Raw genomic sequence first — 23,273 nt, forward strand, 5'->3', positions numbered from 1 at the left:
ATTATGCAAAGTGGAAAGTGGCTTGCCAGTGCCGGCCACGGGAGGATGTATGAAATACCGGATGATGATAGCCGCCTTGCTGTTGGCTGGTTGCGCGTCGGCGCCGCCCGCACGGGACGACGCCACGGCGCAGGTACCGAACGCCGGCGTAGTGCTGACCGAGGCGGACAACGGCCTCGCGGTGACGCTCGTGCGCTCGCAGGCGCTGCTGGTCGAATTGCCGGCGCAACCGGGCACCGGCTACGGCTGGTCGTGGCAGATGCGCGGGGCCGCGCTCCTAGAGGCGGACGGAGAGCCGGTCTTCCTGCCGGAAAAACCGGGCCTCGCCGGCGGGCGCGGGCTCGAGCAATGGACGCTCAGGGCGCGTGCGCGCGGGCAGGGCGTGCTGGTGTTCGAGTACCGGCGGCCGTGGGAGGGCGGCGCGCCGCTGCGCGAGCTCGCCTACCCGGTCAGGGTCGATTAGCCGGGCGCTTGCAGCACGCTGTCGTCGCCGGCGAACACGGCCTGCATGATGGCGCGCTCGCGCCCGACGATGGTGGCGACAAATTCGTCGGCACCCTTCATCGCGGCGAAGCTCTGGTAGCCTGATTCGAGGAAGGCGTGCAGCGAGGCGAGGCCTGCCAGTGCGGCCGGCGCGCGCATCATGCGCAGGGTCACGCCGATCAGCGGCTTCTGGGTGAGCGCGTTAAGCGCGCGGCCGACCAGATCGGTCAGCTCGATCTGGCGCGCGCGCGCCGCGTGGTTGCCGCTCGCGCGGTAAGCTGCCGCCCAACGGGCTGCGTCGATGGCGCCGGTGTGGCAGTTCTCGCCCAGCGCTTCGACCATCGCGGCGTCCAGCCGCTCGGAGAGCGCATCGAGCTCAAGTGCCAGCGTGACGACCCTGAGCCCGCCTTCGGGCATCATCGCGACCACCTTGGGGACGACGCGCGCGATCTCGTGGTCGCGCTCGGAAAGGTCGCCGCCGCCGTAGAGTTCGTCCAGGAAGAAGCGTGCGGCCGCGCCGTAACGCGCGCTCGCCAGCAAGTCGGCGTGGGTGCGCGCGAGGCGCGCCGCCTGCCATTGGCGCAAGGCCTGGCGTGCCGCCTGCAGGGCGGGGTCGGTTTCGGCGGCCCGGCGCAGGCGGTTTGCCTCGGCGAGGTGGGCCTGCAGCATTTCGCCCAACTGGGCGCGCGCGTCTTCGCTGGCGGTGTCTTGCATGGAGAAGGGTACTGGCTGCAAAGCGGGCATTATCGCCTAGGCAGCCTCCCCAGACCACCGGCCCGCACGGATGCGATATATACTTTCGTCATGAACGAGATCCGTATTGTCCGGGTGCACGCGCTAGGCGCCGACGAAGCACTCGCGCGCGCGCAGGCACTTGCCGCGGCGCTTTCGGCCGAGTACGGCTTGCGCTACCACTGGCAGGCGGCACGCCTGTTGCATTTTCGCGGCAGCGGCGTGCACGGCACGCTCGAGCTTGGCGACGCCGAGCTCTGCCTGTGCCTGACGCTGGGCTTCCTGCTGTGGCCGCTGCGCCCCTCGCTCGAGCAGGCGATCAGCGAGCGGCTCGACGCGCTGCTACCTGATTAACGGGTTCGTCCACCGGTAATGTGCGTGGCATAATCCGTGCAAGCCATTCATAGCGAGCCGCCAGCATGAGCGCACAAGAACCCGTTTCCCACGTCGATACCGCCTGGCTGCGCATGGACAGGCCTTGCAACCTGATGCAGATCGTCGGCGTGATGCTGTTCGACGGCGCGCTCGACATCGGGCGCCTCAAACGGACGATCCGCGTGCACATGCTTGCGCACGACCGCTTCCGCCAGCTTGCGCGGCCGCACGGTGCCGGCTACCGCTGGGTGGAAGACCGCGATTTCGACCTCGACCACCACCTGCGCCGCGCAGTGCTGCCGGGGGACGCCGGCAAGGACGCGCTGCAGGCCTTCGTCGCCGACCTGGCCGCCGTGCCGCTCAACCCGAACCGCCCCTTGTGGGAGATGCACCTGGTCGACACCACCCTTGGCGGCCAGGCGCTGATCGTGCGCATCCACCACGCGATCGCCGACGGGATCGCGCTGGTCGGCGTGCTGCTCTCGATGATGGATAGCACGGCCGAAGGCGGGGGCGGCGAAGAGGCGCCGCTGCTGCCACTTGCAAGCTCCATGCAAGACGCGGACGAGGCGCACTGGTTCGACAAGGTGTGGGCGCCGGTCGGCCAGGCCTTGGTCACTTCGGCCGGGCTGACCGCCCGCCTGTGGGGCGGTTACCTTGGCCTCTTGATGCAGCCGATGAAGGCACTCGACTACCTGGGCACCGGTTGCGACGTGACGGCGGAGCTGGCGCGTCTGGCGGCGATGCCCGACGACTCGCCGACCCGTTTCAAGGGCGAGCCGGGGTCCGTCAAGCGCGTGGCGTGGTCCGAGCCGATCGCGCTGCCCGAGGTGAAGGCGGTCGGCAAGGTGCTTGGCGTGTCGGTCAACGACATGCTGCTCTCGGCCGCCGCCGGTGCGCTGCGCGAATATCTGGCGGCCAAGGGCGACGCGACCGACGGGGTCGAGTTGCGCGCGCTGGTGCCGGTGAACCTGCGCACGCCGGGCGACGCGCGCCTGGGCAACCGCTTCGGCCTCGTTGCACTCGAGCTGCCGGTCGGCGTCGAGAACCCGCTCTCAAGGCTCTACGCGGTGCGCGAGCGCATGGACGCGTTGAAGCATTCCTATCAGGCGCCGGTGAGTTTCGGCATCCTGGGCGCGTTCGGCATGCTGCCAAAGCTGGTGCAGACGCAGGTGTTCGACCTGCTGGCCAACAAGGCGACCGCGGTGATGACCAATGTGCCTGGCCCGCAACAGGCGCTGTACCTGGCCGGCGCGCGCTTGCGCCAGCCGCTCTTCTGGGTGCCGCAGTCGGGCAAGATCGGCATGGGGGTGTCCATCCTGTCGTACGACGGCAAGGTGCAGATCGGCCTGATCACCGACAAGCAGCTGGTGCCTGACCCAGAGGCGATTGTCGGGCGCTTCACCCGCGCCTTCGAGCAGTTGCTGCTGCTGGTGCTGATGGAGCCTTGGGACACGCTCGCCGACGCCGCCGCCGTCGAGCGGCGGCTGTCGGCGCTATTGGGGCAGGGCTGCCGCTAGCCGCGCTGCTCAGGCCAGCTCCTCGCGGGCGGCCTCGATATCCAGCCGCTCCATCGCGTCGGCCGCCTCGCACTGGGCGGCCTCGGCGTACAGCCGCTCCGCCTCGGCGAGCTTGCGCTTGCCGTAAAGCATTGCCAGCGCGTTGGCGAATTCCATGCGCGCGATCGCCGAATCCGGGTTCAGTTCGAGCGCGCGCCTGAAGTGGCGTTCGGCTTCCTCCTTCTTCGCCCCGTAAGTGAGCCCTGCGACCATGGCGCCGACCTTGTCGACGATTTCGGCGTGCCAGGTGCCCAGCGCGATATGCGCGTCGGCGTGTTGCGGCGCAAGTTCGAGCGCGCGCTCGAGGCTTGCACGGATCTTGCCGCCCAGCCCCTGCGCGAGCGCCTTGGCGACCGAGATGCCCTGCCCGTAACGGCCGAGCGCGTAAGCGTGGTAGTACCAGGCGTTGGCGTCGGTCGGTGTGCGCGTCTGGCGTTTCTCGCAACGCTCGGCGACCGCCTTGAAAACAGCCAGCGCTTCTTCCGCGTCGCCTTCCAGATAGGTCGCGTAAATCATCGCCGCCTTGTCGGCGGCGTTCTCGCCCTTGTCGCCGGCGGTAAGCCCGACGCGCACGGCCTCGGCAAACTCGCCTGCGTGGTACGCGCGCCACGCGTCGGCGACGGCCTTGTCCTCGGGCCACGGCTCGCAATCGCCGCGGTGCAGGCGCGCCCAGCTCTTTTTCAGGCGCTCGCCCGCGTAGCGGTAGCGCTCGTCCGGGTAGGGAAATGCGTGCCAGTTCCTGCTCATGGTCTCCTCCTTGTGCTTGTTGTCTTGCTGTGGTCGGTCAGTCTCTTTGCCCTGGCCCTGCGAGCGCGTCCCGGGACAGGCGGGCGAGGCGGGCGCCGGCTTCTCCAGAGAGCCACGGAGCGGCGGCGAGCATCATCTGGCAGGCGCCGCGTTCGGGGGCGTTCGGGGCGGCAGCTCTGCGCGCCTCGTCGTAGGCGAGCCAGCAGGTGCCGATCAGGGTGAGGTTGACCGCCAGCATCCCGCGCGCGTCCTCGTCGGCGACGAGCTGGCCGCTGCGGGAGAGCCCGGCGAGCGCCCTTCGCGCGGCGTCTTCCTTGCGCGCGATCAGGCGTCTGAGGCGAGGCGCGATGGCCGGGTAGTCGGCCATCAGCGCGTTCAGGTCGCGGAACAGGAAGCGGTAGCGCGCGAGCGTGTCGAACAGCCGGTGCGCGAACTGCCACAGGTCCTCGACGTCGTCGCTCAGGCTGGCCGCTTCCAGGAGCGGGGCGATTTCGGTCTCGTAGCGCGAAAGCAGTTCGCCGACGAGCTCGCCCTTGTTGTGGAAGTGGTAGTGCAGGTTGCCCGGGCTGATGCCGATCTCGAGCGCGATCGCGACCGGCGTGACCGAGGCCGCGCCGTGCGCGTTGAAAAGCGCGAGCGCGCAGGCGGCGATGCGCTCGCGCGTGTGTCGGGCCGGTTTCTTCTCCATGTCGGCGCTCCGCCTTGCAATGCACTAAGCATACGACGTCAGCGCGCCACCGGGTCAAGCAGACGCGAGAGTCTGGCCAGCGTGCCGTCCAGTTTGCCGAGCGTCGCCTTCAGGCTGTCCGGGCGCGGGAACAGCAGGGTGCGCGTGGGATCGGTGATCGCGGCCAGGTTGAGGCGCAGCCCGTGCCGCTCGAAAAGCGGCGCTAGCGTGTGGCGCCGGCGATACAGGTCGGTGCGCGTGTGCTGGTACGCGTGCTCGCACAGGCGGCGGCGGTCACGGTAGCTGAACACGTTGGCGAAGAAGACCTGCGCGTTGTCGCGCGCAGGCTCGAACAGCACCACGTCGGCGTCCGGGTACTCGTGGCGGTAGCGGGCAAGCCCGGTGTGCATGCGCGAGTGGATGATCGCGCGGAAAGTCTGCGACAGCACGGCCGGCAGCCCGCGCGTCTCCAGGTGCTCTTCGTCGGCGCCGGCGACGGGCGCGTTGTAAGGCACCAGCGGGTTCACGCACAGCACGAGGCGTGCGCCTTCGCGCAGAGCGACGGACGCGTGCAGCGTCTTGATCAGCGCGCCGTCGACGTAGCTGCGTCCGTCGATCTCAACCGGCGGGAACAGCCCGGGCAGCGCGGAGCTCGCCTGCACCGCGCGCGAGATCGGCACGTGCTCGAAGCCGGGGCTGCCGAAGGCGACCGCGCGCCCGGCGTCCAGGTCGGTGGCGACGACGAACAGCTTGCGCTTGAGTGTCCTGAAGTCGTTGCTCATCCCTTCGCGGGAAAAGAGTTCGCCCAGAATGCGGTCCACTTCGGCGCCGTCAAACAGCCCGGTCGGGATCGCGCGCGTCAGCCTAGCCAGCGATTCGAACACGCCGCGCTGGCTAGGTGCGCCAAGCTGTTCGGCGAGCGTGTCGGCCAACAAGCCTGGCAGCATCGCTGCGCGGCGCGCGTATTCGGCAAGCGCCGGGCGCAGCAGGGTAGACGGCTCGAAGGCGATGGCCGCGTCGTCGCTGATCAGGATGCGCGCGAGCCGGTGCGGGCTGATGCCGTTGGCGAGGATGGACGAGACGATCGCGCCCGAGCTCACGCCGACAAAGGTGTCGACGCGGGAGAAGTCCAGTCCGTCGACCGATTCGGCGAGCGCGGCACACGCGCCGATCTCGTAGATCGCGCCCAGCGGGCCGCCGCCGGCCAGTGCGATGGCAATCTCGCTCATGCTGTGTCTCCCGTGAAAAAGGCCCGGCGCGGGCCGGGCCTTGCGTGGCAGGACGTCGCCTTAGGCGGCTGTCACGGTGTCGTCAGCCTTGCCCGCTTCGGCGGCCTGCGGCGCTTGAACCGGTGCTGCCTTGATAGCCGGCTTGGCCTTGGCGACGGGCTTGACCGGTGCCGGCGCTTCCTCGGCCGGCGCGGCGGTTTTCTTGGCGGCGCGCGGCTTGGCCGGCGCCTTCGCCGGTTTTTCCTGTGCGGCCTTCTCGGCGGCGAGCAGCTCGACCAGCTCGCTCAGCTCGGCAACGCGGCGGGAGAGCTTCTCGACGTCCTTGCGGGTCGGCATGCCCAGCGTCGCCACCGCACGGGCGACGCGCTCCTCGAACACCTGCTCAAGCTTGCCCCAGGTGCCGGCGGTCTTGTCGGCGACTTCGGCGATCTTCTCGTCGGCCGCCTGGCGGGTGCGTGCCTGCAGGCTCTCGCCTTCGCGCACCAGCGCGTCGAACACCTTACCGCCTTCTTCCTGCGCCTTGGCGTACGCGCCAAGGCCGGCCAGCCAGATTTGCTGGGCGGATTCGCGGACGGTCGCCGCCAGTTGGTTGTCGGTGACCGAGCCTGCCAGCGCCTTGAGTTTCTTGGCCATGATGCTTCTCCTCTTGTGGTTGCCGTGATTGTTGCGGGTATGGCCACAGCCAACCCTCGATTGCAGTGTATGGATGAATCCTAGGCTGTTCAGCCTAATCGTATTCATGGCATAACTATCCAAACAATGACAAATAGCTTCAGAGGCAGGAGGGTGGGATGCACTATCTGGTGACGGGTGGCAGCGGCTTTATCGGGCGCAGGCTGGTGCGCAAACTGTTGGAACGCGAAGGCAGCGAGGTGACCTTCCTGGTACTCGAGCACGAGCTGCCCAGGGTGGCGGCGCTGCTCGAATACTGGGGCGTGGACGGGACGCGCGCGCGCGCGCTGGTCGGTGATTTGACCCGGCCGATGCTGGGGGTGGACGAGGCTGCCGCTGCGCAGCTGGCCGGCACGGTCGACCATTTCTTCCATCTGGCGGCGGTGTACGACCTGAAGGCCGATGCGCAAACGCAACAGAAGGCCAACGTCGACGGCACCCGCAACGCGGTGCGTTTTGCCGAAGCGCTCGGCGCCCGGCGCTTTCACCTGTTCAGCTCGATCGCGGCGGCCGGCCTCTACGAGGGCACTTTCCGCGAGGACATGTTCGACGAGGCCGAACACCTCGAGCACCCGTACTTCCGCACCAAGCACGACTCCGAAGCCATCGTGCGCCGCGAATGCGCGCTGCCCTGGCGCATCTACCGGCCGGCGCTGGTGGTCGGCGACTCGCAGACCGGCGAGATGGACAAGATCGACGGGCCGTATTACTTCTTCAAGCTGATCCAGAAGACGCGCCGGCTGCTGCCGCCGTGGATGCCGACCCTCGGCGTCGAGGGCGGGCGCATCAACGTGGTGCCGGTCGACTTCGTCGTCGCCGCGGTCGACCATATCGCGCATCTGGATGGCGAGGACGGCCGCTGCTTCCACCTGGTCGACCCCGAGCCGATGCGGGTGGGCGACTTGCTCAACACCTTCGCGCGCGCCGCGCACGCGCCGCAGATGGAGCTGCGCTTCAACGCGGCGTTATTCGGCTTCATCCCCCGGCCGCTGCGGCAGATGGTGATGGCGCTCGCGCCGGTACGGCGGGTGCGCGACGCGGTGATGGCTGACCTTGGCCTGCCCGATGACATTTTCCGCTTCATCAACTACCCGACCCGCTTCGACTGCCGCGAGACGCAGCGCGTGCTCAAGGGCACCGGCATCGAGGTGCCCAGGCTCGCCGACTACGCGTGGCGGCTGTGGGACTACTGGGAGCGCCACCTCGACCCGGACCTGTTCGTCGACCGCAGCCTGCGCGGCCAGGTCGAGGGGCGGGTGGTGCTGGTGACCGGCGCGACCTCGGGCATCGGCAAGGCGACCGCGCTCAAGCTTGCCAAAGCCGGCGCCACCGTGCTGACCATCGCGCGCGACGCGGAAAAAATCAGCGAGACGCAGGCCGAATTCGAGGCCGAGGGGCTGACGCTTCACGCCTACCAGGGCGACATCGCCGACCTTGCCTGCGCCGAGGCACTCACCGCGCGCATCCTCGCCGACTTCGGCCATGTCGACGTGCTCGTCAACAACGCCGGGCGCTCGATCCGCCGCGCGATCGAGGATTCGTTCGACCGCTTCCACGACTTCGAGCGCACCATGCAGCTCAACTACTTCGGCGCGCTGAAGGTGAGCATGGGCCTGCTGCCTAGCATGGCCGAACAGCGGCGCGGCCACATCATCAACATCTCGTCGATCGGCGTGCTGACCAACGCGCCGCGCTTCTCCGCCTACGTCGCCTCCAAGGCTGCGCTCGACGCGTGGGCGCGCACCGCGGCGTCCGAGTTCGCCGACCGCGGCGTGCATTTCTCGGTGATCAACATGCCGCTGGTGAAGACGCCGATGATCGAGCCGACCAAGGCGTACGACCACGTGCCGACGCTGACGGCCGAGGAAGCCGCCGACATCATCTGCGACACCATCATCCACAAGCAGGTGAGGGTGGCGACCCGGCTGGGCATCTTCGGCCAGGTGGTGCACGCGCTGGCGCCGCGCGTCGCGCAGGTGATCATGAACACCAGTTTCCGCACCTTCGGCGGCCCGGGCGGCGGCAACGGCAAGGGCTCGCCGTCGGCCAACCAGGTCGCCATGGGGCAGTTGATGCGCGGGATCTATTTCTGAGGGCTGGGTTGGACGCATAAAGAAAGCCGGCGTTCAGCCGGCTTTCTTCGTGGGTGGCCAGAGGCCTTACATCATGTGCTGGCCGCCGTTGATCGCGAAGTCGGCGCCGGTGATGAAGGCGGCAGCGTCGGAGGCGAGGTAGCTGACCAGCCCTGCGACTTCCTCCGGCTTGCCCAGGCGGCCGACCGGGATCTGCGCGATGATCTTGCCCCGGACATCCTCGGGCACAGCCATCACCATGTCGGTGCCGATATAACCGGGCGAGATGGTGTTGACGGTGACGCCCTTACGGGCGACTTCCTGCGCCAGCGCCATGGTGAAGCCGTGCATGCCGGCCTTGGCCGCGCAGTAGTTGGCCTGGCCGAACTGACCTTTCTGGCCGTTGATCGACGAGATGCTGATGATGCGGCCAAAGCCGCGCTCCATCATGGTTTCGACCACCGGCTTGGTCATGTTGAACATGGAGTCGAGGTTGGTGGCGAGCACCGCGTCCCAGTCGTCCTTGCCCATCTTTCGGAAGGAGGCGTCGCGGGTGATGCCCGCGTTGTTGACCAGGATGTCGATCGGGCCGATCTCGGCGGTGACCTTGGCGACCAACGCGCGGCAGGCGTCAAAGTCGGTGACGTCGCACAACTGTGCGTGGAAGTCGTAGCCCAGCTCCTTCATGTCGGCGAGCCACGCGGTTTCACGGCCGGGCTTGCTGTAGGTGCTGACCACGGTGTGGCCGGCGTCGGCCAGCGCGCGGCAGATGGCCGAGCCGATGCCGCCCATGCCGCCGGTAACGAGTGCGATGCGTGCCATGCTTGTCTCCTTCGTTGTGTGGATCTGTTTTCCTCCACACTATCCCAAAGACATGTTAAGGCCTAGTGACAACAGGGTTTGGCCGGTCAATGCCGGCACCGGGTGTTGCATGCACGCACGCGGCACCGCGAAGGTGCGCGCGGTGGATCAGGCGGGGACCTGGCCGGACGCCGAGATGAGCTTTTGCAAGAGCGCGAGCCGTTGCGGCGCGATCTTGCCCTCGGCGGCGGCGTCCTTCACCGCGCAGCCCGGTTCGTTGCGGTGCGTGCAGTTATGGAAGCGGCAGTGGCCGATCAGCGCGCGCATCTCGGGGAAGTAATGGATGAAGTCGGTTGCCGCGATGTGCGCGAGGCCAAACGCCTGCAGCCCCGGCGAGTCGATCAGTTGGCTCGTCGCGTCCAGGTGGTAGAGCGTCGCGTTGGTGGTGGTGTGCCGGCCGCTGTCGAGCGCTGACGAGATGTCGCCGACCCGCGCGCACGCATCGGGCAGCAGCGCGTTGGTCAGCGTCGATTTGCCCATGCCGGACTGGCCGACCAGCACGCTGGTGTGGCCTTCCAGCAGCGGGCGCACCGCGTCGGCGCCTTCCAGCGCCGAGACCGGCACCACCGGGTAGCCGAGCTCCCGGTAGAGCTCGAGCTTGGCGAGCCACGCGGCGGTCTCCGGCAGGTCGGACTTGTTGACGAGGATCACCGGGCTGATGCCCTCGGCCTCGCAGGCGATCAGGCAGCGGCCGACCAGCTCTTCGCTGGGCGACGGCACCGCGGCGGTCACCAAGAGCACGCGGCTGACGTTGGCGGCGATGATCTTGGTTTTCCACTCGTCCTGCCGGTAGAGGAGCGTCTGACGCGGCTGCGCGGCCTCGATCACCACCTGTTCGGCGTTCTGCACGGTGACGTCGACAACGTCGCCGACCGCGTAGTCGACGCGCTTGCCGCGGGTGGTCGCGCTGTATTCGGTGCCGTCGATTTCGACGACGAAGCGGCGGCCGTAGCTGCGGATGACGAGGGCTTGTGTCTTCATGCGCGCTGTTCCAGCAATGCGTCGCAGCGGGCGGCACAGATCAAATCGTTCAGGGTGACGCCGCCGGCGTCGTGGGTGCCGAAGCGTACGACGACCCGGTTGTAATGTACCGACAGGTCTGGGTGGTGGTCGGCCTGGTGGGCGACCCACGCCAGCGCGTTGACGAAGGCGATGGTGCGGTAGTAGTCGGCGAAGCGGCACTCGCGCGTCAGCGCGTCGCCGTCGAGCTGCCAGTCGGGCAGCGCGTCCATCAGGTCGTCCAGCTCGACCGCGCCCAGGCGCGGGGCGCCGGCACGGCATTCAAGTTCGGTCAGTTTCATCGCAAGCATCCTTGCAGGTGGGCGAGCCTCGCGCTCGCGCCGGGGTGTGAGTCGTAGAACGCCGAATAGATCGGGTCCGGCGTCAGGGTGGACGCGTTGTCGCGGTAGAGCTTCACCAGCGCGCGGGCGAGCGCCGCGCCGTCGCTCACCCGCGCGGCGAAGGCGTCGGCCTCGTATTCGTGGCGGCGCGACAGGTAGCTCGTGAGCGGCGTCAGCCAGTACAGCAGCACCGGCAGCACCAGCGAGAACAGCAACAGCGCGGTGGCATTGGTGGCGCTGGACGCGGCAACGCCGAGCGCCTGGTAGAACAGCGACTCGCGCGCGAGAAATCCCAACAGCGCAAACAGCGCGAGCGACGCGACCAGCGTGGTGACGACGCGCTTACGGATATGGTGGAGCCGGTAGTGGCCTAGCTCATGCGCGAGCACGGCCTCGATTTCGTCAGGCTCGAGCGCCGAGAGCAGGGTGTCGAAGAACACGATGCGCCGCGCCTTGCCAAAACCCGTGAAGTAGGCGTTGCCGTGGCCGGAGCGGCGCGAGCCGTCCATCACCAGTACCGAGCGCGCGGCAAAACCGGCGCGTTCGAGCAAGGCGCCGATGCGCGCTTCAAGCGCGGGGTCGGTCAGCGGCGTGAAGCGGTTGAACAGAGGGGCGATCACGAGCGGGTAGAGCACCAGCATGGAAAGCGAAAACAGCGCCCACGCCCCCCACGCCCACAGCCACCACAGCTCGCCCGCCGCCTGCATCAGCCACAGCGCCAGCGCGGCAAGCGGCAGCAATAGCACCGCTGCCACCAGCGCGTGGCGCACCAGGTCGGCCACAAACAGCCCGGGGGTGACGCGGTTGAAACCGAAGCGCGCCTCGACGCCGAAGGTCGACGCGAGCGTCAGCGGCAGCGAGACCAGCGCGCCCGCGGCGCCGGCGAGTGCGATGGTCAGCACGCCACCGGCGATGCCGTCGCCGGCAAGGTCGCTTGCGATGCGCTGGGCGTAGGCGATGCCGCCGCCTAACGTCAGCACGAACAGCCAGCCGGTGTCGACGATGGCGCCAACAAGCGCGAGGCGCATGCGCGCCGCGGTGTAGTCGGCGGCCTTCTGGTGGGCGTCAAGCGGGATGGCCTCGGCGAACGCGGCCGGCACCGTGTCCCGGTGCGCGCGCACATGCGCGATCTGGCGCGCACCGAGCACGAGGCGGGCGGCGAGTGTCGCGAGCGCGCAGGCGATGAACAGCAGGGTGAGGGAGGCGGTCATGGTCGTTTGCCGAAGCGGCGGTGATCGCGGAAAATGGCGGATTGCACAGGCAGCATCAAAAAGGCGACCAAGTATGGCACAAGACGCGAACAAGCTCATCTGGCTGGATATGGAAATGACCGGCCTCGACCCGCAGAACGACCGCATCATCGAGGTGGCGATGGTGGTCACCGACAACGATTTGAACGTGCTCGCGCAGAGCGAGGTGTACGCGGTGCACCAGGATGACGCGGTGCTTGACGCGATGGACGAATGGAACACCCGCACCCACGGCAACAGCGGGCTGACCGCGCGCGTACGCGCGTCGACCCTGTCCGAGGCCGACGTCGAGGTGGCGCTCATCGCCTTCATGGCCGAGCATGTGCCCGCGCGCACGAGCCCGATGTGCGGCAACTCGATCGGGCAGGACCGCCGCTTCATGGCGCGCTGGATGCCCAAGCTCGAGGCCTACTTCCACTACCGCAACCTCGACGTGTCGACGGTGAAGGAGCTGTGCAAGCGCTGGCAGCCCGACGTCGCCAAGGGCGTCGTCAAGAAGGGCGCGCACACCGCACTGGCCGACATCCTCGAGTCGATCGACGAGCTGCGCTACTACCGGGCCAACTTCTTCCGCGGCTGATTGCCTCTCCTCGGCCGGCAGGGCGCGTCGCGCCCTTTTATTATTGGGTTAATGACCAACGCAAACTTTTTGGCATGAATAATGGCGACCCTACGTTTTAACGACATCAACGCGTCGCAGGTGTGGGCGCGGCTGCACCAGCACCAACGCTCAACCCGGCATGTGCACATGCGCGAGTTGTTCGACGCCGACCCTGGGCGCTTCGAGCGCTTCTCGTTGCGGCTGGACGGCGTGCTGCTCGACTACTCGAAGAACCGCATCACCGACCGCACGCTGGAGTTGCTGTTCGAGCTCGCCGACGTCGCCGACCTCAAGGGGCAGATGGACGCGATGCGCCGTGGCGAGCGCATCAACGTGAGTGAAAACCGCGCGGTGCTGCACACCGCGCTGCGCCTGCCTACTGGTGCGCATCTGGTGGTCGACGGCGCCGACGTGGTGCCCGAGGTGCACGCGACGCTTGAGAGGATGGCGCGTTTCTCGCAGGCGGTACGTGCGGGCGTGTGGCGCGGCCACGCAGGGCAAAAGATCACCGACGTGGTGAACCTCGGCATCGGCGGCTCGGACCTGGGGCCCTTGGTCGCCTGCGAGGCGCTCGCGCCCTGGCACGACGGCCCGCGCGTGCATTACGTCTCCAACGTCGACCCGGCGCACCTCGCGCGCACGCTCGAACATCTGGATGCGGGCAGCACGCTCTTCATCGTCTGCTCCAAGTCGTTCACCACGCCGGAGACCCTGCTCAACGCACACGCCGCACGCCGCTGGTTTCTTGAGCACGCGCCGCAGGACGCGATCGGGCGCCATTTTGTCGCGGTGTCGACCAATACCGACACGGCCGGTGCCTTCGGCATCCCGCCCGAGAACCTGTTCGGTTTCTGGGACTGGGTCGGCGGGCGTTATTCGCTGTGGTCGGCGGTCGGCCTGTCGCTGATGCTAGCAGTCGGTGAGGCGAACTTCCGCGAGCTGCTCGCCGGTGCGCACGCGATGGACACGCACTTCTTCGAGGCCCCGTTTACGCGCAACATGCCGGTGCTGATGGCGCTGATCGGCGTCTGGTACAACACCTTCTACGGCGCGCACACCCACGCGATCATGCCGTACGACCACGGCCTGCGCCGGCTGCCCGCGCATATCCAGCAGCTCGACATGGAGTCCAACGGCAAGCGGGTCGGCCGCTACGGCGAGCGTCTGGATTTCGACACCGGCCCGGTGATCTGGGGCGAGGAGGGCGTCAACAGCCAGCACGCGTTCTTCCAGTTGCTGCACCAGGGGACAAGGCTGGTGCCGAGCGACTTCATCGTGCCGATGCAAAGCCGCTACGACGACGCGCAGCACCGCGTGCTGGTCGCCAACGCGTTCGCGCAGACCGAGGCCTTGATGCGCGGCAAGACCGTCGCCGAGGCGATGGCCGAACTGTCCGGCGTCAGCGGCGAGGCGCTCGACATGCTCGCGCCGCAGAAGACCTTCCCCGGCAACCAGCCGTCGAACACGCTGGCACTCTCGGCTTTGACGCCCAAGACGCTGGGCATGCTGCTTGCACTTTATGAACACAAGGTGTTCGTGCAGGGCGCGGTGTGGGGGCTCAATTCCTTCGACCAGTGGGGCGTCGAGTACGGCAAACAGCTCGCACGCGCGATCGCGCCCGAACTCGAGCAGGGCGCCAGCGTCGGTGCGCACGACAGCTCGACCCGCGGGCTGATCGGCTTTTACCGGGAAAACCATGCACATCGATGAGGTGGTACGGATAGGCGACGCGCTGCGCGCGCGCAAACAAACCGTCGCGCTCGCCGAGTCATGCACCGGCGGGCTGATCGCCGCCGCCCTGACCGACGTGGCGGGAAGCTCGGACTGGTTCGGCTGGGGCTTTGTCAGCTACGCCAACGCGGCCAAACAGGCAATGCTCGGCGTGCGCGCCGAGACGCTCGCCACCTTTGGTGCGGTCAGCCGCGAGACAGTGCTCGAGATGGCCGAAGGCGCGCGCCGCGTGGCGTCGGCCGACTGGGGTGTCGCGGTGTCCGGCATTGCCGGGCCTGGCGGCGGCAGCGCCGGCAAGCCGGTCGGCACCGTGTGGATCGCGGTGGCCGGCCCCGACGGCGGGCAGGCTTGCTGCCGCCTGTTTACCGGCGACCGCAAGGCAGTGCGCGCGCAGACGGTGTCGGCAGCGCTCGCACTGCTGGCCGCGCGGCTCGCCGTGTAGCGTATTCAGGCGAAGTGCCAGCGCCCCTCGCCGGTGAGCTCGAGCTTGTGCGGGTGGTGGCGCTCCAGCGTGCTTCTGTGGCCGACGCTGACCAGCACCAAGTCCGGCAGCCGCGCGCGCACTAGCGCGTACATCGCGTGTTCCAGGCCTTCGTCCATCGCGCTGGTCGCCTCGTCGAGGAAGGCGGCGCGCGGTGCGGCCAGCAGCAGGCGGCCGAAGGCGAGGCGTTGCTGCTCGCCCAGCGACAGGATGCGCGACCAGTCACCGGCCTCGTCCAGACGCTCGCTCAAGTGCCCCAGTTGCACGTCGGCGAGCACCTGCGCCGCGCGCGCGTCGTCCGCCGGCGGGTGCGGGTAACACAGCGCCTCGCGCAGCGTGCCCAGCGGCAGGTAGGGCTTTTGCGACAGGAACAGCCGCTCGCCATCCGGGCGCCGGATGCGCCCCTCGCAGTACGGCCACAGCCCGGCGATCGCGCGCAGCAGCGTGGTCTTGCCGCTGCCCGAACGGCCGCGGATCAGTAGCGGTGCGCCCGGCTCCACGCTGAAGCTTGCGTCAGCGAGCAGCGGCCGCGCCTGCGGCGTGCGGATATTGAGGCCGGTCACATCGAGCGTGCGCCCGCCGTCTTCCAGCGTGGGCGAGGGCAGTGTGTCGGCCGCCTCGATCGCGTCGACAAAGCCGGTCAGACGGTCGAGCACCGCGCGGTAGCCTGCGAAGTCGTCGTACGCCTGGCGGAAGAACGACAGGTTGTCCTGCAGCTGGCCGAAGGCCTGCGCGGTCTGCACCATGTCGCCCAGCGTGATCTCCTTGGAGAAGAAGCGCTGCGCCTGGATGATGAAGGGGAACACCGCCGCGGTCTGGCTGACCACGAAGTTGAAGCCCTGGAACTTCAGCGACCTGAACACGATCGCCCACGCGTTGCCGATGATGCCCGAGAAGCGCTCGCGCAGCTTGCCGCCCTCGACCGCCTCGCCGCGGTAGAAGGCGACGCTCTCGCCGTACTCGCGCAGGCGCACCAGCGCGTAACGGTAGTCGGCGTTCAGCTGCTCGTTCAGGAAGTTCAGCCGGATCAGCGGCTTGCCGATCTTGAACGCGAACACGGTGGCGACGATCACGTAGAGATAAACGACGAACACCATGCCGCGCGGGATCTCAAGCCCGAACAGCTCGAGCACGCCGGAGAGCCCCCACAGGATGATGGTGAACTCGATGGTCGACACCAAGGCGTCGATCACGCCCATCGACAGCGACAGCGACAGCGCGGCAAAGCTGGTGACGTCCTGTTGCAGACGCTGGTCGGGGTTGTCCGCCGGCGTTGCCAGATACTGGCTCTTGAAGTAGGCCTGCTTGTCGACCCAGCGCGAGAGCAGCCGCTCGTTCAGCCACTGCCGCCAGTGGATCACGAAAGACTGGTTCAGGTAGTAGCTGGTCAGTGCGCGCACCACGTGCACGCTAGCCAGGCCGGCGAAGCTCCACATCGACACCCAAAAGAGCCGCTCGTCGAGCTTTTGCAGCGAGGCGTACATCTGGTTGTACCACTGCGAGAACAGCACGCTCATGCGCACGCCAAACAGCGTGATCAGGAGGATGGCCAGCAGCGTGAGCACGGCGCGCGGGTTGCGCCGGATCGAGAAGTACTCGCCCGACAGCCGCCAGAACTGGCGGCCCCATACCGTGCTTTTCGCCAGCGCGTAGAGCACGGCGCCCGCGATGGCGGTGGTCAGCGTAAAGGCCTTGAGCAGCCACAGGCTGCTGTCGACGAGCTCCTGGCTCCAGTTCATGTCGTCCCCTGGTCTGCGGCGTGTGCCGGCGGAAGGCGTATCCTAGCCAAAAACCGGGCCGCCGGCATCTTGCCTGACAGTGAGACTGCCCTTTACACCCCGCAGCGGGCATGAAATGCTAGGGAAACGGTTCCCGGAATGCAGATCGTGCTCGCTACCCTGTTGTTATTCGTCTCCAAGGTGCTGTTTGTCGCCGCCGCGCTGTTGCCGATCATGAACCCGCCGGGCATGGTGCCGGTGTTCCTCGCGCAGACCGCGCGCAACACGCCAGAGCAGCGCGTCTACCTGTCGCGGCGCATCGCGGTGTTCGCCTTCCTGCTGCTGCTGGGGTCGATGTATATCGGCGGCTTCGTGCTGGAGATCTTCGGCGTGTCGCTGCCGGTGGTGCAGATCAGCGGTGGCATGCTGATCACGCTGGCCGCCTGGCGCATGCTGAACGACGAACCGGCCGAGGCCTCTCCGGCGTCGGGGCAACTGGGCGAACATATCAGCCGCGACGCGCTCAAGCAGAAGGCGTTCTACCCGCTGGCCTTCCCGCTGACGGTGGGGCCAGGCTCGGTGTCGGTCGCGATCACGCTGGGCGCGTCGTTCGCGCACACGGGGGAGGGCTGGATGCGCTACGTGCTCGCGCCATTGGCGGCGATGGTCGCCGTCGCGCTGGTCAGCGTGTTCGTCTACCTCTGTTACCGGCACGGCGAGCGACTGCTGGCGCTGCTCGGCCAGACCGGCGCGGTGGTGTTCATGCGCCTGACCGCGTTCATCCTGCTCTGCCTCGGCGTGCAGATCATGTGGGACGGGGCGCGCGAGCTGCTGCTGCCGCTGCTGGCCGCGCGCTGAACGCGGCCGCTTCGGCGGCAAGCTGCGGGTAGAACGCGAAAAAATCCGCTTCCAGCGCCGCGTAGTTGGCGAGTAACTCACAGGCGCTGCCTGTGAGCGGGTTGCCGGCACGGGCGCGGTGGCGCGCGAACGCGTCGATCACCCGTGCGATGCCGTCCACTTCGCGGTAGGCGACCAGCCAGTCATCCGCGCGCATCAGCGGTGCGACTTGTGCGAGCCGAACCGGTAGCAGGGCCCGGTTGGCGTCGAGCGCGTGGTAGACGTCCTGCGCGAAGCGGCCGAGGTCCGGCGTGTACCAGCGGTCCCAGTGGCGGGCGAGGAAGTGGTCGTAGAAAAGGTCGATAAGCACGCCCGAGTAGCGGGCCCTGCGGGCGCTGATGCGCGCGCGGCTTTGCCTGTGCAGTGGGTGGGCGTCGGTGTAACGGTCGATATGCTGGTGCAGCGCGTAGCCGTCCAGGAAGGCGGGCGGCAGCGCGGAAAGCTCGGCCTTGCGGCAGAAGTCGCCCATCAGGTTGCCCAAGCGGACGGCCGTATCGTCCGGGGAGAGCGCCAGATGGGCGAGGTAATTCATGTCGCAAGCACCACGCGGTTGCGTCCCTGCGCCTTGGCCTTGTACAGCGCCTCGTCCGCGCGGCGGATCAGCGCGTCAAGCGACATGTCCTGCTGCCACAGCGCGACCCCCGCGCTCATCGACAGCGGCAGCGTGTTCTCGTCGAGCAGCAGCCCGCGCACGCTGATCCTTTCCAGCATGCGCTGTGCGGCGGCCAGCGCCTGGTGCGGGGCGGCGCCGGGCAGTAGCATCACGAACTCCTCGCCGCCGTAACGGCCGAACAGGTCGCCCTGGCGTGCGCCTTCCTGCAGCGTCCGGCTGATTTCCTGCAGTGCGAGATCGCCGATGGCGTGCCCCCAGTTGTCGTTGATCTGTTTGAAGTGGTCGGCGTCGAACAGGACGAGGCAGGCGTCCTGGCCGTTGCCGGCGCACTGCTCGAGCGCCGCGCCGGCTTCCGCGCGGAAGTGGCGGCGGTTGTAGATGCCGGTGAGCGCGTCGAAGCGGGCGAGCCGCTCGGCTTCCTTTTGCAGCGCCTCGCGCCGCCGGACTTCGGCTTCCAGCGCCTGGTTGCGCAACTGCGCCTGCTCCTTCTGCTGTTCGGCCAGCACCGTGCGGTGGCGGATTTCGAGGTAGCGGATGCGCAGCTCGGCGGTGTCGCTGCGCAGCGCCTCCTTGCGCTGGTGGTAGGCCTCGAACTTTTGCAGCGCTTCGCGGTAACGGCGCTGCCCCTTGAACAGGGTCGACAGCGCGTGACAGCACAGGTAGCCCAGCCGGCCGTCGCCTATCCTATCGGCCAGCGCGAGCGCCTGCTCCAGCTGCATCTGCGCCGTATCCAGCCTGCGGTGCCGGCTGTCGAGCCGGCCTAGGTGGTAGAGCGTCTGCGCCTCGTGGCGCTGCAGTTGCAGGCGGCGCGAGAGCGCGAGTGCCTCGACAAGGTGGGTGCGGCCGTCTCCGCCGCCGGCCTCGACCACCTGCGCGAGGGTGATCAGGTATTCGGACAGATAGTCCTCGTTGCCCAGCTCGCGCAGCAGCAGGATGCTTCGCTCTATGCTCGCGCGCGCCGCCTCGACCTGCCCTTCGGCCAGCTCGGTGTTGGCGAGGCTGTCCAGCGCGAGCGACTCGACCATGCGGTCGCCCTGCGCGCGGGCGAGCGCCACGCACGCCTGTAGCTGTTCGCGCGCCTTGGCCTGCTCGCCGAGGAAGTGGTAGGTGAAGCCGAGGCTGTTGCGCAGGCGTGCCAGGTGGGCCGAGCCGCCGCGGTGTTCGACCTCGCGCAGGGCATCTAGGCAGATCGCCAGCGCGTCCGGGTACAGGCCCTGCAGGATATGGATGTTGGCGATCCTGCACTGCACCAGCGTCTCGAGTTCGTGTTCGCCGGTCTTGACGGCCAGCTCCTTGGCGCGCACCAAGTCCTGCAGCGCGCTGTCGAAGTTGCCGATGATGGTCGCGAGCGCCCCCCGCTCGAGCAGCAGGCGGGCCAGTTGCGCACCGTCGTCGTCAGGCGTGCGTGCGAGCGCCTCTCCCAGCAGCGCGTGCGCGTGCAGCGGGTCGTGGCCGGCAATGTTGCGGGCCTCGTCTTGCAGTTGCCGTGCGGCGTGCGCGCGGGGGGCGTCGGGCATGGTGTTGCGTGTATGTAGTATCTAAGTTGGAGGCATCGTTTATATAGTATATTGGCCGCCCGTTCAAATCCCGCTTGCCTTGAAGGAGTGCCGATGTCCGAAACCGTCCGTCTGAGCCGTTATCTGGTCGAACAGGGGCTCGCCGCGTCTCGGCGGGACGCCGACGAGTCGATCGAGATGGGCCGGGTCTGCGTCGACGGCCAACTGGTCGACACCCTCGGCAGCCGCGTGGCGCCGGGGCAGCAGGTGACGCTGGTCGACGTGCCGTACACCCTGCCGCCGTCGCGCGTGACGATGCTGGCTAACGTGGCGGCCAGCGCCGATGCGGACGCGGTGCTGGGCAAGGCAACGCGCAGCGCGCACGACAGGTGCAACTGGGCGTGGCTCTCCCGCTGCACGGGCCACTTGCAGGAGGCGGCGCCGCTGGCCGAGGGGGCCGAGGGCCTGCGCATCTGGACGCAGGACGCGCAGCTTGCGCGCCTGTTGTCCGACCCGTCGCGTTTCGAGCAGGAGTACCTGATCGACTTTAAAGAGGCGCCGGACGACGCGGCGCTTGAGCGCCTCGCGGCGTTGCCGTGCAAGGTGTCGCGCCAGGGCGAGTGCCGGATCCGCCTCTTGCTGCGCGAACGCCCGCACGCGGCGCTGTCCGGTGCGCTCGCGGCGGCTTCGCTCGCGCCGCTCAGGGTCTTCAGGCAGCGGGTCGGCCGGGTGTCGCTCGTCCGGCTGGAAAACGGTTGCTGGCGCTACCTCGCGCCGGGCGAGCGTTTTTGAGCCGGGAGAGGGCGCAGAGGCCTGCGGGTGCTTTTATGACATGGTAAGATTTGGCCGTCGAAAAATATTACCTGCAGCAACCCTTATCCCTGGAGTTACCGTCTTATGAGCAGCTCTCTTTTTGCCGGCGTCGCGCTGGCCCCGCGCGACCCCATCCTCGGCCTGAACGAGGCGTTCAACGCCGACACGCGTCCGACCAAGGTCAACCTCGGCGTCGGCGTCTACTTCGACGAGAACGGCAAGCTGCCGCTCCTGGCCGCCGTCAAGGAAGCCGAAAAGGCGCGCCTCGCGGCGCAGCCGCCGCGCGGCTACCAGCCGATCGAGGGCAACGGCGCGTATAACCAGGCCGTGCAGAAGCTCTTGTTCGGCGCCGACAGCGAACTCTTGGCCGCCGGCCGCGTGGTGACCGCACAGGCGCTGGGCGGCACCGGCGCGCTGAAGATCGGCGCGGACTTCCTCAAGGGCCTGAACGCCGACGCCAAGGTCTATATCAGCGACCCGTCGTGGGAAAACCACCGCGCGCTGTTTGAGGCCGCCGGCTTCACCGTCGAGAACTACCCGTACTACGACTCCGCCACCCGCGGCGTCGACTTCGCCGCGATGAAGGCCTGCCTCGCCGGCCTGTCTGCCGGGTCGGTCATCGTGCTGCACGCGTGCTGCCACAACCCGACCGGCGCCGACCTGACCGACGCCCAGTGGGGCGAAGTGGTCGAAGTGTGCCGCGAGCGCGCGCTGGTGCCTTTCCTCGACATGGCCTACCAGGGCTTCGCCGAGGGCATCAGCGAAGACGCGGTCGCGGTGCGCCTCTTCTCGGCGTCCGGCCTGCAGTTCTTCGTGTCGAGCTCGTTCTCCAAGAGCTTCTCGATGTACGGCGAGCGCGTTGGCGCCTTGTCCATCGTCACCGCCGACCGCGACGAGTCCGCCCGCGTGCTCTCGCAGGTCAAGCGCGTGATCCGCACCAACTACTCGAACCCGCCGATCCACGGCGCGGCGGTGGTCGGCGCGGTGCTCGCCAGCAGCGAGCTGCGTGCAATGTGGGAAGAGGAGCTCTCCGGCATGCGCCTGCGCATCCGCGCGATGCGCGAGGGCCTGGTTGGCGCGCTCAAAGAAAAGGGCGTCGCGCAGGACTTCTCCTTCGTGACGGCCCAGCGCGGCATGTTCTCGTACACCGGCCTGACCGCCGCCCAGGTCGACGTGCTGCGCGGCGAGTTCGGCATCTACGCGGTGTCGACCGGCCGCATTTGCCTGGCCGCACTGAACGAAGGCAACCTGGGCTACGTCGCCGACGCGATCGCGTCCGTCGTCAAGGCCTGATCCGCCTGCCCTGACAACCGCCGGCCCAGCGCCGGCGGTTTTCTTTTTGTGGTGCCGTTTACAATCGAAGCAGGGAGGAGGGCACGATGCCGGCATGGAAGATGAGCGACGACGACCTCGAGCGGCGCGCGGCGCTTGGCCGGATGAAGGCCTTCGCGCTGGCGCTGCTTTTCGCCGCCCTTGCGCTTGCGCTTGTCGCGCGCGCCAACGAGGGCGCACACCCGGCGTGGGGCTATGTGGCCGCGTTTGCCGAGGCGGCGACGGTCGGCGCGCTGGCCGACTGGTTTGCGGTGGTCGCCTTGTTCCGCCGCCCGTTCGGGCTGCCGATCTGGCACACGGCGATCATCCCGCGCAGCAAGGCGCGCATCGCGCGCAATCTGGGCAGCTTCGTCGTCGAGCACTTCTTCACCGCCGAGGCGCTGACGCGGCGTCTGGCGGCGATCAACCCTGCCGCCCGTGCGGGCGAGCACCTGGCGGACGAGGCGAATGCCGCGCGCATCGCGCGCATGCTCTCAAGTACGCTCGGCGGTCTGCTCGCGTCGCCGAACGACGCGGCGCTGCGCGGCTGGTTCTCGCGCCGGCTGGGCGACGCGCTGCGTTCCGGACAGACGGTCGACGCGATTGCCGGCTTGGCCGTAGCTGCGCTGAACGGGGAGCGGCGCCAGGCGCTGACGACGTACGCGCTGGGCAAGGCCGCCGACAAGCTCGCCGACCCGGCCTTACGCGAGCAGCTGGTCGGGCGGCTGACCGAGGTGCTGCACCTGGAGGACGTCAAGGTGATGGGAATGTCGCTGGGCGGCACGCTGCGTCCCTTGGCGCGCTCGCTGGCCGAGCGGCTGATCGCGCGCTGCGCGGCCGAACTCTCGGCCGCCCATGCCGATGAACACCACCCGTGGCGGCAGCCCTGCGACGACGCGTTGCGGTACGCGATCGGCCGTCTGCAATCGGACGCGGGCTACCGCGCGGCGCTGGCGCGGGGCTTGGCCGCGCTGGCCGGTGACGACGCATGGGCCGACGCGACGGGCCGCTTGTGGGACGCCTTGCGCGAGGCACTGCTCGAGGAGGTGCGTGGCGAGGTGGGCGAGCGCTGGCTTGCCGCCTTGCTGTGCGAACTTGGTGCGCGCCTGTCGGCGGATGCCCGCTTGCAGGGGCGGATCAACCGGCGCCTGATCGCGGTGCTGCCCGGCCTGATCGAACCCTACCGGCCGGCGATCGGCCGCTTCATCGCCGAGAAGCTCGACAGCTGGAGCGAGGAGGAGGTCAGCGAGCGCATCGAGCTTGCCATCGGCCGCGACCTGCAGTTCATCCGCGTCAACGGCACGCTGGTCGGCGGGCTGATCGGCCTGGTGCTGTACGGGGTCTCGCGGCTGCTCGCCTGAAACAAAAGGTGAGGTTCCCGTAGTAAGTTGATCAGGTTGTGCTCGGGTTTTGTGTCCGCTGCGCGGACGTGTTTGGGTGCCGCTTCCGCGCGGCGAACGGGCAAGGGGCTAATGTGATGGTCAGCCTGAACTCCAACAGCCCAGCAGGCTACGCTTGCTGGGCTGTTTCCAATTCGGCGCGGAGGATCATCATGGCAAACATCGCACTTTTCGGTCTGGATATCGGCAAGCAGACCTTCCACGTAGTCGGACATGACGCGCAGG

The 23,273-nt window shown here is 68.1% G+C and carries 23 protein-coding genes; 11 read left to right on the forward strand and 12 right to left on the reverse strand.

Features of this window, described 5'->3' with window-relative positions:
• Positions 1–49: 49 nt before the first annotated feature.
• Positions 50–463 carry a protease inhibitor I42 family protein gene (locus GZH52_RS14530; RefSeq protein ID WP_163317471.1) on the forward strand — a complete coding sequence of 138 codons (414 nt, stop codon included), beginning with the start codon at positions 50–52 and terminating at the stop codon, positions 461–463.
• On the opposite strand, the gene GZH52_RS14535 is transcribed toward GZH52_RS14530, so the two are convergent.
• On the reverse strand, positions 460–1,197 hold the full coding sequence (locus GZH52_RS14535) for a DUF8198 family protein (RefSeq protein WP_203525779.1): 738 nt from the start codon (positions 1,195–1,197) through the stop codon (positions 460–462). The two genes, GZH52_RS14530 and GZH52_RS14535, sit on opposite strands and share 4 nt — an antisense overlap.
• A gap of 90 nt (positions 1,198–1,287) precedes the next feature.
• Here GZH52_RS14535 and GZH52_RS14540 point away from each other — a divergent pair, with 90 nt between their 5' ends.
• Positions 1,288–1,569, forward strand: a complete 282-nt coding sequence (locus GZH52_RS14540) for a polyhydroxyalkanoic acid system family protein (RefSeq protein WP_163317473.1) — start codon at positions 1,288–1,290, stop codon at positions 1,567–1,569.
• A 65-nt stretch (positions 1,570–1,634) separates the two neighbouring features.
• Positions 1,635–3,110, forward strand: coding sequence for a wax ester/triacylglycerol synthase family O-acyltransferase (locus GZH52_RS14545; protein WP_163317475.1), 1,476 nt, complete (start codon positions 1,635–1,637; stop codon positions 3,108–3,110).
• 9 nt (positions 3,111–3,119) lie between these two features.
• Here the strand turns inward: GZH52_RS14545 and GZH52_RS14550 are convergent, their stop codons facing one another.
• The 4 genes from GZH52_RS14550 to GZH52_RS14565 are packed head-to-tail and all read right to left on the reverse strand — an operon-like array spanning position 3,120 to position 6,425.
• Complete coding sequence (locus tag GZH52_RS14550) at positions 3,120–3,896, reverse strand: tetratricopeptide repeat protein (RefSeq protein ID WP_163317477.1); 777 nt, start codon at positions 3,894–3,896, stop codon at positions 3,120–3,122.
• Positions 3,897–3,933: 37 nt separating this feature from the next.
• Positions 3,934–4,584, reverse strand: coding sequence for a TetR/AcrR family transcriptional regulator (locus tag GZH52_RS14555; protein WP_163317479.1), 651 nt, complete (start codon positions 4,582–4,584; stop codon positions 3,934–3,936).
• 38 nt (positions 4,585–4,622) lie between these two features.
• A complete protein-coding gene (locus tag GZH52_RS14560) occupies positions 4,623–5,792 on the reverse strand; it encodes a patatin-like phospholipase family protein (RefSeq protein WP_163317481.1) in 1,170 nt (389 codons plus the stop codon).
• A gap of 60 nt (positions 5,793–5,852) precedes the next feature.
• Positions 5,853–6,425, reverse strand: a complete 573-nt coding sequence (locus tag GZH52_RS14565; RefSeq protein WP_163317483.1) for a phasin family protein — start codon at positions 6,423–6,425, stop codon at positions 5,853–5,855.
• A 158-nt stretch (positions 6,426–6,583) separates the two neighbouring features.
• Here GZH52_RS14565 and GZH52_RS14570 point away from each other — a divergent pair, with 158 nt between their 5' ends.
• Positions 6,584–8,557: an SDR family oxidoreductase gene (locus tag GZH52_RS14570; protein WP_163317485.1), complete on the forward strand. Its 1,974-nt coding sequence runs from the start codon at positions 6,584–6,586 to the stop codon at positions 8,555–8,557.
• 66 nt (positions 8,558–8,623) lie between these two features.
• Here the strand turns inward: GZH52_RS14570 and GZH52_RS14575 are convergent, their stop codons facing one another.
• From GZH52_RS14575 to GZH52_RS14590, 4 genes are all read right to left on the reverse strand, one after another.
• A complete protein-coding gene (locus GZH52_RS14575) occupies positions 8,624–9,358 on the reverse strand; it encodes a beta-ketoacyl-ACP reductase (protein ID WP_163317487.1) in 735 nt (244 codons plus the stop codon).
• A gap of 147 nt (positions 9,359–9,505) precedes the next feature.
• Complete coding sequence (gene rsgA / locus GZH52_RS14580) at positions 9,506–10,378, reverse strand: ribosome small subunit-dependent GTPase A (protein WP_163317489.1); 873 nt, start codon at positions 10,376–10,378, stop codon at positions 9,506–9,508.
• Complete coding sequence (locus GZH52_RS14585) at positions 10,375–10,698, reverse strand: 4a-hydroxytetrahydrobiopterin dehydratase (RefSeq protein ID WP_163317491.1); 324 nt, start codon at positions 10,696–10,698, stop codon at positions 10,375–10,377. Before GZH52_RS14585 ends, rsgA begins: the two co-directional genes overlap by 4 nt.
• A complete protein-coding gene (locus GZH52_RS14590) occupies positions 10,695–11,948 on the reverse strand; it encodes a M48 family metallopeptidase (RefSeq protein WP_163317493.1) in 1,254 nt (417 codons plus the stop codon). Before GZH52_RS14590 ends, GZH52_RS14585 begins: the two co-directional genes overlap by 4 nt.
• A gap of 73 nt (positions 11,949–12,021) precedes the next feature.
• Here GZH52_RS14590 and orn point away from each other — a divergent pair, with 73 nt between their 5' ends.
• The 3 genes from orn to GZH52_RS14605 all read left to right on the forward strand — a co-directional run bounded on the left by orn (position 12,022) and on the right by GZH52_RS14605 (position 14,761).
• Positions 12,022–12,567 (forward strand): oligoribonuclease, encoded by a 546-nt coding sequence (gene orn / locus GZH52_RS14595; protein ID WP_163317495.1) that lies wholly within the window; start codon positions 12,022–12,024, stop codon positions 12,565–12,567.
• Positions 12,568–12,648: 81 nt separating this feature from the next.
• Positions 12,649–14,298 carry a glucose-6-phosphate isomerase gene (pgi, locus tag GZH52_RS14600; RefSeq protein WP_163317497.1) on the forward strand — a complete coding sequence of 550 codons (1,650 nt, stop codon included), beginning with the start codon at positions 12,649–12,651 and terminating at the stop codon, positions 14,296–14,298.
• Positions 14,291–14,761: a CinA family protein gene (locus GZH52_RS14605; protein ID WP_432417440.1), complete on the forward strand. Its 471-nt coding sequence runs from the start codon at positions 14,291–14,293 to the stop codon at positions 14,759–14,761. The genes pgi and GZH52_RS14605 overlap by 8 nt, the downstream gene beginning before the upstream one ends.
• A 5-nt stretch (positions 14,762–14,766) precedes the next feature.
• Here GZH52_RS14605 and GZH52_RS14610 read toward each other — a convergent pair whose 3' ends face one another.
• The gene (locus GZH52_RS14610) at positions 14,767–16,539 is read right to left on the reverse strand and encodes an ABC transporter ATP-binding protein/permease (protein ID WP_163317501.1); all 1,773 of its coding nucleotides are present in this window, start codon (positions 16,537–16,539) and stop codon (positions 14,767–14,769) included.
• 138 nt (positions 16,540–16,677) lie between these two features.
• On the opposite strand from GZH52_RS14610, the gene GZH52_RS14615 reads away from it, so the two are divergent.
• Positions 16,678–17,376: a MarC family protein gene (locus tag GZH52_RS14615; RefSeq protein ID WP_163317503.1), complete on the forward strand. Its 699-nt coding sequence runs from the start codon at positions 16,678–16,680 to the stop codon at positions 17,374–17,376.
• On the opposite strand, the gene GZH52_RS14620 is transcribed toward GZH52_RS14615, so the two are convergent.
• Together GZH52_RS14620 and GZH52_RS14625 are read right to left on the reverse strand one after the other, a co-directional pair.
• Complete coding sequence (locus GZH52_RS14620) at positions 17,324–17,947, reverse strand: acyl carrier protein phosphodiesterase (protein WP_163317505.1); 624 nt, start codon at positions 17,945–17,947, stop codon at positions 17,324–17,326. The genes GZH52_RS14615 and GZH52_RS14620 overlap by 53 nt on opposite strands.
• A complete protein-coding gene (locus GZH52_RS14625; protein WP_163317507.1) occupies positions 17,944–19,545 on the reverse strand; it encodes a tetratricopeptide repeat-containing diguanylate cyclase in 1,602 nt (533 codons plus the stop codon). Before GZH52_RS14625 ends, GZH52_RS14620 begins: the two co-directional genes overlap by 4 nt.
• Positions 19,546–19,638: 93 nt before the next feature.
• Between GZH52_RS14625 and GZH52_RS14630 the strand changes: the two genes are divergently transcribed.
• From GZH52_RS14630 to GZH52_RS14640, 3 genes are all read left to right on the forward strand, one after another.
• Complete coding sequence (locus GZH52_RS14630; RefSeq protein ID WP_163317509.1) at positions 19,639–20,316, forward strand: S4 domain-containing protein; 678 nt, start codon at positions 19,639–19,641, stop codon at positions 20,314–20,316.
• A gap of 105 nt (positions 20,317–20,421) precedes the next feature.
• Positions 20,422–21,630, forward strand: coding sequence for an amino acid aminotransferase (locus GZH52_RS14635; protein WP_163317511.1), 1,209 nt, complete (start codon positions 20,422–20,424; stop codon positions 21,628–21,630).
• Between the two features lie 86 nt (positions 21,631–21,716).
• Positions 21,717–23,009: a DUF445 domain-containing protein gene (locus GZH52_RS14640; protein ID WP_163317513.1), complete on the forward strand. Its 1,293-nt coding sequence runs from the start codon at positions 21,717–21,719 to the stop codon at positions 23,007–23,009.
• The last annotated feature ends 264 nt before the right edge of the window (positions 23,010–23,273 follow it).

It is taken from the genome of Crenobacter caeni (assembly GCF_010435965.1).
Lineage (GTDB): Bacteria > Pseudomonadota > Gammaproteobacteria > Burkholderiales > Chromobacteriaceae > Craterilacuibacter > Craterilacuibacter caeni.